The organism is Micromonospora sp. WMMA1976 (genome assembly GCF_027497335.1).
In the GTDB taxonomy this organism is placed as follows: domain Bacteria; phylum Actinomycetota; class Actinomycetes; order Mycobacteriales; family Micromonosporaceae; genus Micromonospora; species Micromonospora aurantiaca.
This window is the reverse complement of sequence record NZ_CP114912.1, coordinates 2,705,458-2,720,992: the sequence shown is the minus strand read 5'-3', so window position 1 is coordinate 2,720,992 and position 15,535 is coordinate 2,705,458. Positions and strand designations below refer to the sequence as shown.

Below are 15,535 nucleotides of genomic sequence, written 5' to 3'. Positions count from 1 at the left end.
TCGGTCATACGCCCTCCTCGGGTCTCAGCCGGTCGGGCCGAACCGTTCGGTCCGCACGCGCCGGGTCGGGTGACCCAGCCCCACCAGCAGGTCGGCCACGGTCTCCACGAATCCGGTGGGGCCGCACACGTAGCACAGCGGCTCCAGGTCGGGCGGCCAGCCGTGGCTGTTCACGTCGGCCAGGCCGATGCGGTGCGGCTCGCCGCGCCAGCCCTCGGGCGCGGACCGGGTGTAGACGTACGCGACGTCCAGGCCCTGGTCGTCGCGGGCGCGGCGGCGCAGCTCGTCGGCGTAGATGACGTCGTCCGGGGTGCGCACCGAGTAGACGAGCCGGAACGGTGTGCGGCTGCCCGCGGCCCGGCGCGCGCGAATCATCGCCATCAGCGGCACCACGCCGGATCCACCGCCGACGAGCAGCACCGGCGCGGTGTCGTCGGTACGCCAGACGAACCAGCCGCCGACCGGTCCGCGTACCTCCACCGGGTCGCCCTCGGCGTAGGTGTCGGTCAGGTACGGCGACACCTCACCGTCGGGCACCCGCTGCACCGTCACCTCGATCCGCTCGCCGTCGGCGGGGCCGGCCAGCGAGTACGACCGGGCGGCCTGGTAGCCGTCCTCGGCGGTGAGGCGCAGGTCGACGTGCTGCCCGGGCAGGTGTCCGGGCCAGCCGGGCACGTCCAGCACCAGCGTCTGCGCGGTGGGCGTCTCGATCCGCCGCTCGACCAGCCGGGCGACCCGCCACATCAGCGGCGCGACGCGGCGGCCCTGCGCCTGCGCGGTCACCTCAGTCGCCCTGGTAGCGCTGCTCGCGCCACGGGTCGCCGTAGTCGTGGTAGCCGGCGGTCTCCCAGAAGCCGGGCCGGTCGTCGGCGAGCAGCCGGATGCCGTGCACCCACTTCGCCGACTTCCACAGGTACAGGTGCGGTACGAGCAGCCGCGCCGGTCCGCCGTGCTCGGCCGGCAGCGGCCCCCCGTCGTACGTGTGCACCACCCACGCCCGCCCGCCGCGCAGGTCGTCCAGCGGCAGGTTGGTGGTGTAGCCGCCGTACGAGTGCGCGAGCGCGTACCGGGCCTCGGTGTCGACGCCGTCGAGCAGCGTGTCCAGGGAGACGCCCTGCCAGGTGGTGCCGAGCTTGGACCAGCGGGTGACGCAGTGCAGGTCCACCGTCGGGGTGTCCTGCGGCAGGCCCATCAGCTCGTCCCAGGACCAGCGGTACTCCGCACCGGTCTCGCTGGTCAGCACGAACTCCCAGGTGTCCAGCGGCACGCGTGGCGTCGGACCGGCGGAGAGCACCGGGAAGTCCTCGGTGAGGTACTGCCCCGGCGGCAGGTCGGGCGCGGACGTACGGGGCCGGCCCTGGAAGCCGGGCGAGACGATTCCCACCCGTCAGTCGTACCACCGCCGGTACCGCCGGGGCAGGGGTTCCCGCCGAGTCAGGCGGAACCCCCGCCCTGCACCTCGTGCACGACGGTGCGCTTGCCGTCGCCGCTGTTGCGGGTGGCCCGCAGGCTGGTGATGGTGACGATGACCAGGACGCCGATGATCACGCCGAGCGAGGCGAGCGTGGGGATCTCCGGCACGCCCTTCCAGATGCCGTGCGCCCAGTGCAGGCCGAGCTTGACGCCGATGAACGCCAGGATGGCGGCCAGGCCGTAGCTGAGGTGCACGAGGCGGCTGAGCGCGGCGTGCAGCACGAAGTACAGCGCGCGCAGGCCCAGCAGCGCGAAGGCATTGGTGGCGAAGACCAGGTACGGGTCCTCGGTGATGCCGTAGACGGCGGGCACCGAGTCGACGGCGAACACGATGTCCGTGGCCAGCACGGCGACCACGACCAGCGCGAACGGGGTGAGCGCCCGCCGGCCGGCCTGCCGGATGGTCATCCGGGTGCCGTGGTAGTCGTCGACCACCGGCATGATCTTGCGGAGCAGCCGGACCGACCGCATCTTGTTGATGTCGACCTCCTGCTCGTGCCCGGAGAGGGCGTCGCGCAGCAGCTTGACCGCGGTGGCGATCAGGATGAGCGCGAACAGCAGGAAGGCGAAGTCGAGCGTCTGGAGCGCGGCGGCGCCGAGCGCGATGAACACACCGCGCAGCACCAGGGCGCCGGCGATGCCGTAGAGCAGCACCCGCTGGGCGAGCACGGCGGGCACCGCGAACGCGGCCAGCAGCAGCATGAAGACGAACAGGTTGTCGACCGAGAGGGACTTCTCGACCAGGTAGCCGGTGAGGTACTCGACGCCCTGCTGGCTGCCGTACCGGGACCAGATCCAGGCGCCGAAGGCCAGCGGCAGGGCGATGTAGAAGGCGGACCAGCCCAGCGCCTCACGGATGGAGACCTCGTGCGGCTTCCTGGTGACCAGGAAGTCGAGCACCAGCAGGACGAGCACACCGACGATCGTCACGGCCCACAGCGTGGGCGTGCCGACAGACGACAACCCGGCCGCAGCCAGGGGCGACAATTCGGGCATGGAGCCTCCTCGAACACCGTGTCATGTTCGAGGTCTCCTTCACCCACGTTTCGTGGGCAACCACCCGGGGCTCGCCTCGGAGGCTCGCCGTACTGACCGGAATGATTCGTGGGAAGTACTCCCCTCGCCTGCACAAGGCTAGGTCACCGCCGGACCGGACGCCAAGTCGGGACACGCATGATTGCCCTGGTCAACCACTGGGCGCCGGCGGAGGGCGTGGCGCCGGGCCACACCTGCCCCTATGGTGACGCGGGTGACCAACCAGGGACCACTGACCGGCGTACGGGTGATCGAGCTGGCCGGCATCGGCCCCGGTCCGTTCGCGGCGATGATGCTGGCCGACCTCGGCGCCGACGTGGTGCGCGTCGACCGGGCCGGCGGGGGCGGGTTCGGCGCCTTCCCCGGCGACCTGCTGAACCGCAACCGCCGCTCGATCGCCGTCGACCTGAAGCAGCCCGCGGGGCGTGACCTGGTGCTCGACCTGGTCGCCGGCGCGGACGCGCTGCTGGAGGGCTTCCGGCCCGGCGTGGCCGAACGACTCGGCCTCGGCCCGGACGACTGCCTCGCCGCCAACCCCGGCCTGGTGTACGGGCGGATGACCGGCTGGGGGCAGGACGGGCCGCTGGCGCAGCGCGCCGGGCACGACATCGACTACCTGGCGCTGACCGGTGCGCTGCACGGCGTGGGCCGGGCCGGGGAACGCCCGGTGCCGCCGATGAACCTGCTCGGCGACTACGGCGGCGGGGGCATGATGCTGGCGCTCGGCGTGGTCGCGGCGCTGTACGCGGTGCGCGGCGGCGCGCCCGGCCAGGTGGTCGACGCGGCCATCGTGGACGGTGTGTCGGTGCTGGCGACGCAGATCCACGCGCTGCGCGACATCGGGCTGTGGCAGGACCCGCGCGGGGTGAACCTGCTCGACGGCGGCGCGCCGTTCTACGACACGTACGAGTGCGCCGACGGGCGGTACGTCGCGGTGGGCGCGCTGGAGCCGCAGTTCTACGCCGAACTGGTCCGGCTCACCGGCTTCCCGCTGGACGGCGAGGACGCGCCGGAGGACGCGCTGGACCGGGACGATCCGGCGAACTGGCCGGCGCTGCGGGCGGCCTGGACGCGGCTGTTCCGCACCCGTACCCGCGACGAGTGGACGGCGCTGCTGGCCGGCACGGACGCCTGCGTGGCGCCGGTGCTCGACTGGGCCGAGGCGCCCGAGCACCCGCACCTGCGCGCCCGGGACGTGTTCGTCGCGCCGGACGGGGTCACCCAGCCCGCCCCCGCGCCGCGCTTCTCGGCCACCCCGACGTCGGTGCGGCGCCCACCGCCCTCGCCGGGCGAGCACACCGACGAGGTGCTCGCCGACGCCGGGGTCGACGCCGGCCGGATCGCCGCGCTGCGCGACGCCGGCGTGATCGGCTGACCGGCCGCCGGTTCAGCGGCGCGCGGCGGCCGGGGCGAGGGCCGGTTCCACCATGTCCCGGTAGTCGCGGGGGAACTGCACCACGACGTCCTGGAACTCCCCGCCCCGGATCGCCTCGCGCAGCGTGACGAAGACCGCACGTACGGCGTCCCGGGCGGTGTTCTCGTCGCAGTCCGCCCGGCGGGCGACCCGGGCGGCGAACTCGGCCGCGCCGAACCGTTCGGCCGCCTCGTCGCGCGGATAGGGCCGGAGCAGCCCCTGGAGCTGTTTGGGCAGCTGCGCGGCGAGGTCCATCACCTCGCCGCCGGTCAGCCGCTCGGCGAGCGTCTCCAGCGTGGCCCCGGTGAGTGCGGCGGCCCGGTCCTCGCTCGTGCCGGTGAGCCGGGCGACCCGGCTCACGAAGGTCAGGTAGTGCATCCGTGGTACCCCCTTCGGTGCGCCCACCGCGGCTACCCGCGACGGCGCGCCGGAAACGGCGCCGGCGACCGGCGCGCGGCGACTGCGGGTTTTCCGCGCTTGCGGGCGTGAGGGGCGGCGCGACGGGTATCCGCCGCCCGGTCATGACCCCGACTACTGCCACGAGGAGCCCGACCCATGGCGAGTTACACGGATGTCCTTGAGTACCTGTCCGCGCTGGACTACCCGGCCGGCAAGGACGACGTCATCCGCGAGGCGGAACGGGAGGGCGCACCGCCGGACGTGTTGCGGGCGCTGCGCGCGCTACCCCCGGTGGACTACGCCAACGGCACCGAGGTGGCCCGCTCGGCCGGCATCGACGCGGCGCCCGAGGTGAGCCCGTCGCAGCGCGCGGCGCAGGCCCGGGTCGACCACCCGCGCGTGTCGCAGCACCTGCGCGGCATCTGAGCACCGCGGCGGGCCGGCGGGCGACACGGCCGCCGGCCTCCGCGCGTGCGGAGAAGGGCCGGTGTACGACTGTCGCGCGTGGGCACTCCCCTGTGGCGGGTCGGCGTGCCCGGACAGGCGAGCGCCCCGGGTCACGAACCGCGACCTGGGGCGCCACGCAGCACCTGTCCTGCGCGGTTCACGCCCGAACCGGGTCGCGACCGCGCAGCGGTGAGATGTTCGCCCGAACCGGGCGGGCATCGCTGCCACGATCATCATACGACGCGACATCAGCCGAACGGGTGAGAATCGCGGAATTGTGGCCGGGCGCACGTGCGCTCAGGCGGTCACCTCCGCGTAGCGCCGCTCCAGGTCCACTCGCGCCAGCGCTCCGACCAGCCACGACAGTTGCTCCGACTCCCCGCTGCCGGTGAGTCCGGCGAGGTCGCGGGCGGTGCGGCCCAGCCCGAGCCGCCGGGCCGCCGCGAGCGCCCGCCGGTCGGCCACCGGCGCCGCCTCGCGCCACAGCGCCTGCGCCTCGCGCAGGAACAGGTCGCACACCTCGTCGTCCACTCCGGGCAGCGCGGTCAGCAGCCGCCGTTCCTCGCCCGGGTCCTGGTGCGCGGCGGTCCGCAGCCGCCGAAGGTCACCCCGGTACGTCTCGACGACCGTGCGGGCCAGGTCGCCGATGGTGTCGGCGATCCCGGCCAGATCACCGCGCAGTCCGGCGGCGCGCAGCACACGTACCCGGTCCTCGTGGCGGGAGCGGGCCATCCGGGCCGCGGTGTCCCAGCCGGCGTCGCGCAGCGCGCCGGCCGCGTCGACGGCGCGGTGGAAGTCGCCCCTGCGGGCCAGCAGGACGGCCAGGTACAGCACCTGGAACAACTGGGCCGGGTTGTTGGTCACCCGGAACCCGAAGCACTCGGCGAACCCGCGGCCGTCTCCGGCGAGCCGCCGGGCGAGCCGCTTCTTCTCCGCGACGTCGCGCGGGGCGGTGGTTGTCGGCATGCCGCCGACTACCCCGGCGACGGCGCGGCATTCGGGGGTACGACGGTCAGCCCCGTACGTCGCCGCCGCGGTCGCGCGCCTTGAGCCGGGTGGTGGGCAGCGCGGGCGCGGGCAGCGGCGGCGCCGCGTCGTCGGCGACCACGCCGAAGCGGCGGCCGGCCATCCAGTCCTCCCGGGCGGCCACCACCTCCTCGTGCGAGCGGCCGACGAAGTTCCACCACATCACCAGCGGCTCCTCGAACGGGGTACCGCCGAGCAGCAGCAGCCGGGTGCCCGGTTCGGCGCGCAGCGTCAGCGCGTTCCGCCCGAGGCCGAGGTAGAGCAGCGCGCCGGGGGCCAGCGCCGTGCCGTCGCACTCGGCGGCGCCGGACATGGCGAGCAGCCCGTACTCGAAGTCCGGGCGCAGCGGCAGCGTGGCCGGCGCCGGCCCGCGGACCTCGATCTGCGCGCCGACCAGCGGGGTGTGCACGACGGCGGGCGAGCGCTCCCCGCCGAGGTCGCCGACGAGCAGCGTGACGTCCAGGTCGCCGTCGCGGAACCGGGGCAGGTCGGCGTGGTGGGCGAAGTCCGGGTCACCGGCGCGGGCCGGGTCGGGCAGCGCCACCCACAGCTGCACGCCGTGCATCAGGGGCGGGTGCACCAGCGGGGAGCGCTCGGAGTGGGCGATGCCGCGCCCGGAGGTCATCACGTTGAGCTGGCCCGGGCGGATGGGCTGCACGTTGCCGAGGCTGTCGCGGTGCAGGATCTCCCCGTCGAGCAGCCAGGTGACGGTCTGCAGCCCGGTGTGCGGGTGCGGCGGCACCTCCATGCCGGGCCGGTCGGCGACGTCGTCGGGCCCGAAGTGGTCGACGAAGCACCAGGCGCCGACCATCCGGCGCTGCCGCTGCGGCAGCAGCCGGCGCACAGTGGTGTAGCGGCCGAGCGGGACGTCGTGGCCGGGCAGCAGCACGCTGCCCGGGTCGGTCGGGCCGACGCCCGGTGGGAGCGTCTGCGCGGGCAGGGATTCGGTGCGGTCCACCGCCCCGACTGTACGCTCACTCCGCGGTGACGCTCACCGCGTTGGCGCCCCCGACCAGGTCGAGGTAGAGCCGGTCGGCGGCCCGGTCCCAGCCCGGCGAGCTGACCAGGTCACCGGCGGCGATCCCGCCGCGACGCTCGTCGTACAGGGTCAGGGAGCCGGCGCCGGACGCCACCCGCACCCGGGCCGGCGGCCCGCCGGGCACGGTGACTGTCAGTTCGCTGACCCCGCCGGTCATCCGGACGATGAGCGAGCCGTCGAGCCGGGGCAGCAGCAGCCGGGTACGCGACGCGCCGCCGACCAGGTCGATCCCGGCGAGGCGGGCCTCACCCAGGTCGAGCCGCTGCTCGCTGACGCCGCCGATCAGCCGCAGCCGCCAGGTGACCCGGGAGTTGAGCACCACCTCCACGGCGGCCGGGCCGGGGCGGCCGTTCTCCTCGATCCTCAGCCGGACCCGGTCGCCCACGAGCTGCGGGCGCGGGGTCACACCCGAGCCGTCCGGCGCGCCGATCCGGTACAGGTCGTCGCCGAGGTCGGCGGCCCGCAGCGTGAACCGGGTCAGCCCGTCGACCAGCTCGAACTGGGCGCGCTGCCGGTCGCCGCGGGGCGCGGCGAGCGTCTCGGCGCCGGCCACCTCGGCGGCGCCGGCCCCGCCGGAGCCGCCACCGGGAGCGGACGACGGCGGGGCGCCGCCGGAGAAGACCACGCCGAGCCGAGCCGGGTTGGACAGCGTCACCGCCACCGCCACCGCGCCGAGCACCACCACGAGCACCGCCGCCGCCGCGAGCAGCCGGGCTCCGCCGGACCAGCGGGGCCGGGCCCGGCCGGGGTCGTCCTCGGATACGGTCATGGTCGTCCCCTCTCGCCGGTCCCCCTGGGGTCATACGTCCGTGTCGGCGTCCCGGTTCATTCCCACTCCGGTCCGTTCCCGCACCTTGCCGGCGCAGGCGGCCAGCACGGCCTGCGCGTCCAGGCCGAGGCTCTCGATCGCGACGAGCGCGGTGAACGCCACGTCGGCGAGTTCGGCGGCGACCTCCTCGCGGGTGTGCGTCACCCCCTTGCGCGGGTTCTGCCCGAGCAGCCCGATCCAGGCCGCGGCGACCTCGCCGGCCTCCTCGCCGATCTTGAGGATGCGACAGGTCAGTTCGGTGTCGCCGCGGCCGTTCGCGGCGTCGAGCCAGGCGCGCGCGTCCCGCGCCGTCGTCCAGATGGTGGCGTCCACGCCGACCAGTGAACCCCACCCCGCGCACCGTTCGTATCCTGGGGCGACGCAGGCCAGGGGGCCCGCGTCCCAGGCGAGAGGAGGTGCCCGTGATGCCAGAGACCGTCGAGTCGGTGTTCGCCGGCGTGGTCGCCCGGAACCCGGGAGAGCCCGAGTTCCACCAGGCGGTCCGCGAGGTGCTGGAGAGCATCGGTCCGGCCCTGGCCCGGCATCCGGAGTACGCCGAGGTGGTCGAACGCGTCTGCGAGCCGGAACGGCAGGTCATCTTCCGCGTGCCGTGGGAGGACGACCAGGGCCGGGTACGGGTGAACCGCGGATTCCGGGTGGAGTTCAACAGCGCGCTCGGCCCGTTCAAGGGCGGTCTGCGCTTCCACCCGTCGGTCTACCTGGGCATCGTGAAGTTCCTCGGGTTCGAGCAGATCTTCAAGAACGCGCTGACCGGGCTGTCCATCGGCGGCGGCAAGGGCGGCGCGGACTTCGACCCGAAGGGCCGCTCCGACCGCGAGGTGATGCGGTTCTGTCAGAGCTTCATGACCGAGCTGTACCGGCACATCGGCCCGCAGACCGACGTGCCGGCCGGTGACATCGGGGTGGGCGGCCGGGAGATCGGCTACCTGTTCGGGCAGTACAAGCGGATCACCAACCGGTACGACGCGGGCGTGCTCACCGGCAAGGGCCTGGCGTACGGGGGCGCGCAGGTGCGCCGGGAGGCGACCGGGTACGGGGCGGTGTTCTTCGCCGACGAGATGCTCCGCCAGGCCGGGGACAGCCTGGAGGGCAAGCGGGTCGTGGTGTCCGGCTCCGGCAACGTGGCCATCTACGCGATCGAGAAGGTGCATCAGCTCGGCGGCACGGTGGTGGCGTGCTCGGACTCCGGCGGCTACGTGGTCGACGAGAAGGGCATCGACCTCGCGTTGCTGCGCGAGCTGAAGGAGCAGCGCCGGGGCCGGCTGGCCGAGTACGCGGAGCACGCGCGCAACGCCGTGGCGGTCGCTGACCGCAACGTGTGGGAGGTGCCCTGCGACCTGGCGCTGCCCTGCGCCACGCAGAACGAGATCGGCGGCGCGGAGGCGGCCGCGCTGGTCGCCGGTGGCTGCGTCGCGGTGGTGGAGGGGGCGAACATGCCCACCACGCCGGAGGCGGTGCGGATCCTCGGCCGGGCCGGGGTGCGGTTCGCCCCGGGCAAGGCGGCGAACGCCGGCGGTGTGGCGGTGAGCGGGCTGGAGATGCAGCAGAACGCCAGCCGCGACACGTGGACGTTCGGCGAGTCGGAGCAGCGGCTGCGCGAGATCATGCGGGACGTGCACGACAGGTGCTGGGCGACCGCCGAGGAGTTCGGCCTGCCCGGCGACTACGTGGCCGGGGCGAACATCCAGGGGTTCCGGCGGGTGGCCGAGGCGATGCTGGCGCACGGCCTGGTGTGAGCGGGCGACGGGACGGACGCTGACGGCGTGGTCAATCAGTGATTGACAGCCCTCGACGCCCGGCCTAGGTTCAGGTCGCTACCGGCTGGTAGGCATCCGTCCCGCGTCGTCACCCCCGTCCCGGGGTGGCACCCGTCCCCCGGGGAGCAGCGATGCAGCCCTCACCCGTCCGCCGCCGGGTGCTCGCCGTCGGCGCTGCCCTCGCGCTGACGCTCGGCCTCGCCGGCGCGGCCCCCGCCGCCGCCACCGGCCGCGACGACGGCAGCGGCCCGCTGCCCGGCTACACCATCGTCAACCCGCCGCTGCCGCCGCTCGTCGTCGGCGGGGCCGCCACCACCGTGCGGCAGGGCGTGCACGCGAACGCCGGGTACGTCATCGAGATCCCGGCGCGCTGGAACGGCGAGCTGGTGATGTGGTCGCACGGCTACCGTGGCCAGGGCACCGAGCTGTCGCCCGAGCCGCCCGCCTACGACCTGCGGCAGCGCCTGGTGGCGCAGGGGTACGCGTGGGCGTCGTCGTCGTACGACCGCAACGGCTACGACGTGCGCTCCGGGGTGCGCAGCACCCGCGCCCTGGCCGACCTGTTCAGCCGTACCGTCCGGCGCCCGCACCGGGTGCTGATCGCCGGGGTGTCGATGGGCGGTCACGTCATCGGCCGGTCGCTGGAGCAGTACCCGGGCTTCTACGCCGGGGCGCTGCCGATGTGCGGGGTGCTCGGCGACCAGGAGCTGTTCGACTTCTTCCTGGACTACAACCTGGTGGCGCAGGCCCTCGCGGGGGTGCGCGCATACCCGACGCCGCCCGACTACCTGACCTCGGCGGTGCCCCGGATCCAGGTCACGCTCGGCCTGGCCGGGCTGACCCCGGGCGGCCCGGACACCACCAACGACCTCGGAAAGCAGCTGCGCGCGGTCACCGCGGAGCGCTCCGGCGGGCCGCGGCCGGGCGCCGACGCCGCGTTCGCGGTCTGGAAGGACTTCCTGTTCGGCATCGCTGTCGGCGAGGCGGACGGCTCCCCCGCCCGGCGGCCCGGCCAGCTCGCCACGAACCTGTTCACCAGGTACGCGCCGAACCAGCCGGTCAACCTGAACGCGACGGTGCAGCGGGTCGCGCCGGAGAACCTGCGCCAGCGGCTCTCGCCGAGTCTGACGGAGGTGCCCCGGATCGCCGGGCGGCCCACCGTGCCGGTGCTGAGCCTGCACGGGCTCGGCGACCTGTTCGTGCCGTTCGGCATGGAGCAGGCGTACGCCCGGGACGTGGCCCGGCACGGCCGGTCCCGGCTGCTGGTGCAGCGGGCGGTGCGCACCGCGCAGCACTGCGAGTTCAGCCCGGCCGAGGCCGGTGCCGCCTGGGACGACCTGGTCCGCTGGGTGCGTACCGGGAAGCGGCCGGCCGGTGACGCGGTCACCGACCGGCGCGCGGTGGCGGCGCCGGACTTCGGCTGCCGGTTCAGCGACCGGGCGGCCCGGGCCGCCGGCACCGGCACCCGCCCGCTCTACCCGCCGTGCTGAGCCCGCCTCAGTCCTCGGCGCGGGAGTACCAGCCGCCCCGGTAGACGGTGCCCTGCGGGGTCGGCTGCGGCTCCGGCGGCGCCTCCGCCTCCTGCGGCGCGGCCCCGGCGGTGCGGCGGGAGCGGCGGACCCGGCTGACCACGAACCAGCAGGCACCGGCCAGCACGGCCACGATGACCAGCTTCTGGAACGTGCCCGCGTACGCCTCGACCACGTGCCACTGCTCGCCGAGGAAGTACCCGGCGAGCACGAACGTGGTGTTCCAGATCAGGCTGCCGAGCGCGGTGTAGAGCAGGAAGACCGGCACCGGCATCCGTTCCACCCCGGCCGGGATGGAGATGAGACTGCGGAAGATCGGAATCATCCGGCCGAAGAACACCGCCTTGACGCCGTGGCGCAGGAACCACGCCTCGGTGCGGTCCACGTCCTCCAGTTTGATCAGCGGCAGCCGCGCGGCGAGGGCGCGCATCCGGTCCCGCCCGAGGGCCGCGCCGATGTAGTACAGCGCCAGCGCGCCCACGATCGACCCGATCGTGGTCCAGACGATCGCGCCGACCAGGCTCATCCTGCCCTGGCTCGCGGTGAAGCCGGCCAGCGGCAGGATCACCTCGCTGGGGATGGGCGGGAACAGGTTCTCCAGCGCCACCGCGAGGCCGGCGCCCGGGCCACCGAGCCGTTCCATCAGGCCGGTGACCCATCCGGTCACCCCGTCGCCGGACGGTTCCGCGGCCCGCGCGGTGCTCACCCGGGGGACGGCGAGCAGCTGTGCGTTTCCGATCATCGGACCAACGTTACGGGGCGAAGCCGCGGACGACCACGCGTCATGGAAACCATTATCGTGTACGCCATGCGTACGCCGCTGCGGATCGCCGTCGCCCAGCCGCTCACCCGCTCCCACGACGTCGAGGGCAACGCCGCCCGCCACGCCGACGCGGTGCGCGCCGCCGCGGCCCGCGTGGTGGTCTTCCCGGAGATGTCCCTGACCGGGTACGAGCTGACCGCCGCGCCGCTGGACCCGGCCGACCCGAGGCTCGCGCCGCTGCGGGCGGCCTGCGCCGAGACCGGCACGCTGGCGCTGGCCGGGGCGCCGGTGCCCGGCCCGCACATCGGGGTGCTCGCGGTCGACGCCGGGGGCGTACGGGTCGCGTACCGGAAGATGTGCCTGGGTGGCGCGGAGCCGCGGCACATGCGACCGGGCCGGGAGCCTGCGGTGCTCGATGTGGACGGCTGGCGGCTGGGGCTTGCGGTGTGCAAGGACACCGGCACGCCGGAGCACGCGGCGGCGACGGTGGCGCTGGGCGCGGACGCCTACCTGGCCGGCGTGCTGGAGTCGGCGGACGACGCGGCGGTGCCGGACGAACGCGCCCGCCGGGTCGCCGCCGCGCACGGCGTGTGGGTGGTCACGGCGAGTTTCGCCGGCTCGACCGGGGGCGGGTACGCGCGGGCCGCGGGTGGCTCGGGGATCTGGTCGCCGGACGGCGAGCCGGTGGCCCGGGCCGGTACGGGCACCGGCGAGGTGCTCGCGGCGACGCTTCACTGAGGACGGATCACCTACGCTGGTAACGATGGCATCGTCAGAGGGCGCCGCCCCGGAACCGGCTGCGGCGGGCGGCCCGCCGCCGGCCCCGCTCGCCACCGGCCGCACCGCCGACGTGTGGCTGTTGCCCGGCGGCCGGGTGCTGCGCCGCTACCGCGCCGGTGGCGACGTGCGGGCCGAGGCCGAGGTGATGCGGCACCTGCGCCGGGCTGGCTATCCGGTGCCCCGGGTGCATCACGCCGACGGCGCCGACCTGGTGCTCGACCGGATCACCGGCCCGACGCTGGTGGAGGCGTTCCGCGCGGGCACCGTCACCGCGCCGGCGGGCGCCCGCATGCTGGCCGACCTGCACGCCCGCCTGCACGCGCTGCCGGCCCTTCGGTCGGCCGATCCGGCGGTCCGCATCCTGCATCTCGATCTGCACCCGGACAACGTGCTGTTGACGGCCACCGGTCCGGTGGTCATCGACTGGACCGACAGCGCCGAGGGTCCGCCCGCACTGGACCGGACGACGACAGCGCTGATCCTCGCGGAGGTCGCCGTCACTCCGGGGCACCCGTTGCGGGTGGCGGCGGGCGAGTTGCTGTCCGCGTACGTCGCCGTGTCCGGGCCGCTCGACCGGCTGATGGAGGCGGTCCGGCACCGGGCCGCCGGTCGCGCGCCCGATCCGGAGCTGCTGCCCGAGGCGGCCGTCCTCGTCACAGAGATGATCAGAACTGTCGGGCCGGCGGCGGCTCAGCCCTCGTCGGTGCCGCCGCGCAGCCGCTCGTAACCGTCGAGCAGCTTGCGCAGCGCGGTGGCGGTGACCGGGTCGATCTTCTCGTCCTCGGCCGCGTCGTCGATCTTCTCGCGCAGGTCCTCGACCCGCTTGCCCCGGTCCTTCGGCTTGCCCCGGTCCAGCTCGGCGGCCTTCTTGCGCAGGTCGTCGGCGGTCTTGCGGTCGACCAGCCCGATCGACTCGGCCCGGTCGATCAGCTCACCGAACCGATCGCCGAGCTGACGCAGCGTCACCGGCTCGGGCACAGTCGACGGCGGCGCGGCACTGCTGGGCTCCGGGGCGGGCGGCTCGGCGGCGCCGGTCGACGGGCCGGCGGTGGGCGCGGCGGCCGGCGGCGTGCCGGAGCCGTCACCCCACACCAGCGAGCCCACCACCGCGAGCAGCAGCACCAGGGCACCGGCGACGAGCAGTCCGAGCAGCCGGTTCGACGAGACCGCCGGGCGCGGCGGCGCGACGGGACGTGCCGGCGGGACCGAGCGGGACGCGGCGGCCGGGGACCGCTCGACCAGGGTGGGCGGGTGCGCCGCCGGCGCCACTGTGGGCAGGATCGCGGTCGGCGGGTCGACCGGGCGGCCCGCGCCGAGCCGGTCGGCGAGCCGGGCCGCTGTGGGCCGCCGCTCCGGGTCCACGTCCAGGCAGGCCAGGACCAGGTCGGCGATCTCCGGCGGCAGACCGGGCACCCGCGGCGGCGGCACCGGCGGCCGGTTGCGCCGCACGTCCAGCACGTCGTCCCAGCTGCGTACCGGCAGCGGCGCCAGGCCGGTGAGGCTGCGATACAGCAGCACGCCGAGCGCGTACACGTCGCCGGCCGGGTTCGCCGGACCCGGGTCGAGACGTTCCGGGGCGAAGTAGGCGGGGGTGCCCATCAGCAGCGCGCCGGTCTGCCCGGTGACCGGGTGCGGGCCGGCCGGCGCGGCGATGCCGAAGTCGAGCACCTTCGCGCCGGTCTCGGTGAGCATCACGTTCGCCGGCTTGACGTCGCGGTGCACCACGCCGATCCGGTGCGCCGCGGCCAGCGCCCCGGCGACCTGCCCGGCCGTACGGACCGCGTCCGGCCAGGCCAGCGGCCCGCCGTTCAGCCGGTCGGCGAGCGTCTGACCCTCCACCAGCTCCATCACCAGGTACGGGACGACGACGCCGCGGTCCAGCGTCGCCTCGCCGTAGTCGTACACCTGGGTCACGTGCGGGTGGGTGAGCCGCGCCGCCGCGCGGGCCTCGCGCTGGATGACCGCGCGCAGTTGCGGGTCGGCGGCGAGTTGCCCGGCGAGGGCCTTGACCGCGACGGGCCGGTGCAGCACCTCGTCGTCGGCGCGCCACACCTCGGACATCCCGCCGAGGCCGATGCGTTCGCGCAGGACGTACCGGTCGTGCAAGCGCAGGGCGGGCGTGAACGGCGACATGATGCCTCCAGTGTGCCCGTCCGGTCCCCGTGCCCGTCAACCGCCCGGCCCGGAGCCCGGCGTCAGGGCTTGCGGGCGACCCCACCGTACATGCTGACGTCGATCACCGACGGGCGCGGTTCGGGCTCGCCGTCGGCGCGCCACTCGGCGACCGAGCAGATGCCCGGCTCGACCAGTTCCAGGCCGTCGAAGAAGCGCACGACCTCCTCCCGGCTGCGCAGGTTGATCACACCGTGCGGGCCGCCGCCGCGGGCCGCCGCCTTCGCCTCGGCGGCCACCTCGGCCGGCAGGTAGTCGTGGGTGGCGTGCGAGGCGGCCAGGTAGCTGCCGGCGGGCAGGGCGTCCAGCAGGCGGCCGACGATCGCGTACGGGTCCTCGCCGTCGGGCACGAAGTGCAGCACCGCCAGCAGCATCAACGCGACCGGCTGGGAGAAGTCCAGCGTGCGGCGCAGGTCGGGGTGGGCGAGGATGCGCTCCGGGTCGCGCAGGTCCGCGTCGAGGTAGGCGGTGGCGCCCTCGGCGGAGCTGGTGAGCAGCGCGCGGGCGTGGGCCAGCACGATCGGGTCGTTGTCGACGTAGACCACCCGGGCGCGCGGGTCGGTCGCCTGCGCCACCTCGTGCGTGTTGTCGGCGGTGGGGATGCCGGTGCCGATGTCCAGGAACTGCCGGATGCCCGCCTCACCGGCCAGGTGGCGCACCGCGCGGCGCAGGAACCGCCGATTCTCCAGCGCGCTGATCCGGATGGTCGGGAACCGCGCGGCCATCGCGTCGCCGGAGTCACGGTCGGCCTGGAAATTGTCCTTTCCGCCGAGCCAGTAGTTGTACCGGCGGGCGGGATGCGCGACAGTGGTGTCGATCCGGCCCGACTCGGGTGCCGTACCTGGTGCGTCGCTGGTCAAGGCCGCCTCCAC

Annotated in this window: 17 protein-coding genes; 6 read left to right on the top strand and 11 right to left on the bottom strand. The window is 74.7% G+C overall.

From position 1 onward, the window contains the following. Window positions 1-24: 24 nt before the first annotated feature. The 3 genes from O7546_RS12520 to O7546_RS12510 are packed head-to-tail and all read right to left on the bottom strand — an operon-like array spanning window position 25 to window position 2,469. Window positions 25-744, bottom strand: coding sequence for a ferredoxin reductase (locus O7546_RS12520; RefSeq protein WP_269698083.1), 720 nt, complete (start codon window positions 742-744; stop codon window positions 25-27). Between the two features lie 40 nt (window positions 745-784). Next, entirely contained in the window at window positions 785-1,384 is a 600-nt protein-coding gene (locus O7546_RS12515) for a sulfite oxidase-like oxidoreductase (RefSeq protein WP_194801695.1), read from the bottom strand. 50 nt (window positions 1,385-1,434) lie between these two features. Then, entirely contained in the window at window positions 1,435-2,469 is a 1,035-nt protein-coding gene (locus O7546_RS12510; protein WP_194801696.1) for a TerC/Alx family metal homeostasis membrane protein, read from the bottom strand. 241 nt (window positions 2,470-2,710) lie between these two features. Between O7546_RS12510 and O7546_RS12505 the strand changes: the two genes are divergently transcribed. Further along, window positions 2,711-3,883 (top strand): CaiB/BaiF CoA-transferase family protein, encoded by a 1,173-nt coding sequence (locus O7546_RS12505; protein WP_269696843.1) that lies wholly within the window; start codon window positions 2,711-2,713, stop codon window positions 3,881-3,883. Between the two features lie 12 nt (window positions 3,884-3,895). On the opposite strand, the gene O7546_RS12500 is transcribed toward O7546_RS12505, so the two are convergent. Then, window positions 3,896-4,300, bottom strand: coding sequence for a DUF2267 domain-containing protein (locus O7546_RS12500; protein ID WP_194801698.1), 405 nt, complete (start codon window positions 4,298-4,300; stop codon window positions 3,896-3,898). A 177-nt stretch (window positions 4,301-4,477) separates the two neighbouring features. On the opposite strand from O7546_RS12500, the gene O7546_RS12495 reads away from it, so the two are divergent. Then, entirely contained in the window at window positions 4,478-4,747 is a 270-nt protein-coding gene (locus tag O7546_RS12495) for a DUF2795 domain-containing protein (RefSeq protein WP_091427162.1), read from the top strand. A 318-nt stretch (window positions 4,748-5,065) separates the two neighbouring features. Here the strand turns inward: O7546_RS12495 and O7546_RS12490 are convergent, their stop codons facing one another. From O7546_RS12490 to O7546_RS12475, 4 genes are read right to left on the bottom strand one after another with little or no spacing between them, the layout of a single operon-like run. Continuing rightward, window positions 5,066-5,734 (bottom strand): hypothetical protein, encoded by a 669-nt coding sequence (locus O7546_RS12490; RefSeq protein WP_194801700.1) that lies wholly within the window; start codon window positions 5,732-5,734, stop codon window positions 5,066-5,068. Window positions 5,735-5,780: 46 nt separating this feature from the next. Then, the gene (locus tag O7546_RS12485; protein ID WP_030269116.1) at window positions 5,781-6,752 is read right to left on the bottom strand and encodes a pirin family protein; all 972 of its coding nucleotides are present in this window, start codon (window positions 6,750-6,752) and stop codon (window positions 5,781-5,783) included. Window positions 6,753-6,768: 16 nt separating this feature from the next. Beyond that, complete coding sequence (locus tag O7546_RS12480; protein ID WP_194801701.1) at window positions 6,769-7,602, bottom strand: hypothetical protein; 834 nt, start codon at window positions 7,600-7,602, stop codon at window positions 6,769-6,771. Window positions 7,603-7,632: 30 nt separating this feature from the next. Then, entirely contained in the window at window positions 7,633-7,974 is a 342-nt protein-coding gene (locus O7546_RS12475; protein WP_194801702.1) for a MazG-like family protein, read from the bottom strand. A gap of 92 nt (window positions 7,975-8,066) precedes the next feature. On the opposite strand from O7546_RS12475, the gene gdhA reads away from it, so the two are divergent. Further along, the gene (gdhA, locus tag O7546_RS12470; RefSeq protein WP_194801703.1) at window positions 8,067-9,398 is read left to right on the top strand and encodes an NADP-specific glutamate dehydrogenase; all 1,332 of its coding nucleotides are present in this window, start codon (window positions 8,067-8,069) and stop codon (window positions 9,396-9,398) included. Between the two features lie 152 nt (window positions 9,399-9,550). After that, the gene (locus O7546_RS12465) at window positions 9,551-10,909 is read left to right on the top strand and encodes a hypothetical protein (protein WP_194801704.1); all 1,359 of its coding nucleotides are present in this window, start codon (window positions 9,551-9,553) and stop codon (window positions 10,907-10,909) included. 7 nt (window positions 10,910-10,916) lie between these two features. Here O7546_RS12465 and O7546_RS12460 read toward each other — a convergent pair whose 3' ends face one another. After that, window positions 10,917-11,690 (bottom strand): DedA family protein, encoded by a 774-nt coding sequence (locus tag O7546_RS12460; RefSeq protein ID WP_194801705.1) that lies wholly within the window; start codon window positions 11,688-11,690, stop codon window positions 10,917-10,919. Window positions 11,691-11,756: 66 nt separating this feature from the next. On the opposite strand from O7546_RS12460, the gene O7546_RS12455 reads away from it, so the two are divergent. Further along, on the top strand, window positions 11,757-12,449 hold the full coding sequence (locus tag O7546_RS12455; protein WP_281600940.1) for a carbon-nitrogen hydrolase family protein: 693 nt from the start codon (window positions 11,757-11,759) through the stop codon (window positions 12,447-12,449). Between the two features lie 25 nt (window positions 12,450-12,474). Then, a complete protein-coding gene (locus tag O7546_RS12450) occupies window positions 12,475-13,218 on the top strand; it encodes a phosphotransferase (RefSeq protein ID WP_194801707.1) in 744 nt (247 codons plus the stop codon). On the opposite strand, the gene O7546_RS12445 is transcribed toward O7546_RS12450, so the two are convergent. Then, complete coding sequence (locus tag O7546_RS12445) at window positions 13,182-14,624, bottom strand: serine/threonine-protein kinase (protein ID WP_194801708.1); 1,443 nt, start codon at window positions 14,622-14,624, stop codon at window positions 13,182-13,184. The genes O7546_RS12450 and O7546_RS12445 overlap by 37 nt on opposite strands. 62 nt (window positions 14,625-14,686) lie before the next feature. Further along, window positions 14,687-15,523: an SAM-dependent methyltransferase gene (locus tag O7546_RS12440; RefSeq protein WP_135239838.1), complete on the bottom strand. Its 837-nt coding sequence runs from the start codon at window positions 15,521-15,523 to the stop codon at window positions 14,687-14,689. Between the last annotated feature and the right edge of the window lie 12 nt (window positions 15,524-15,535).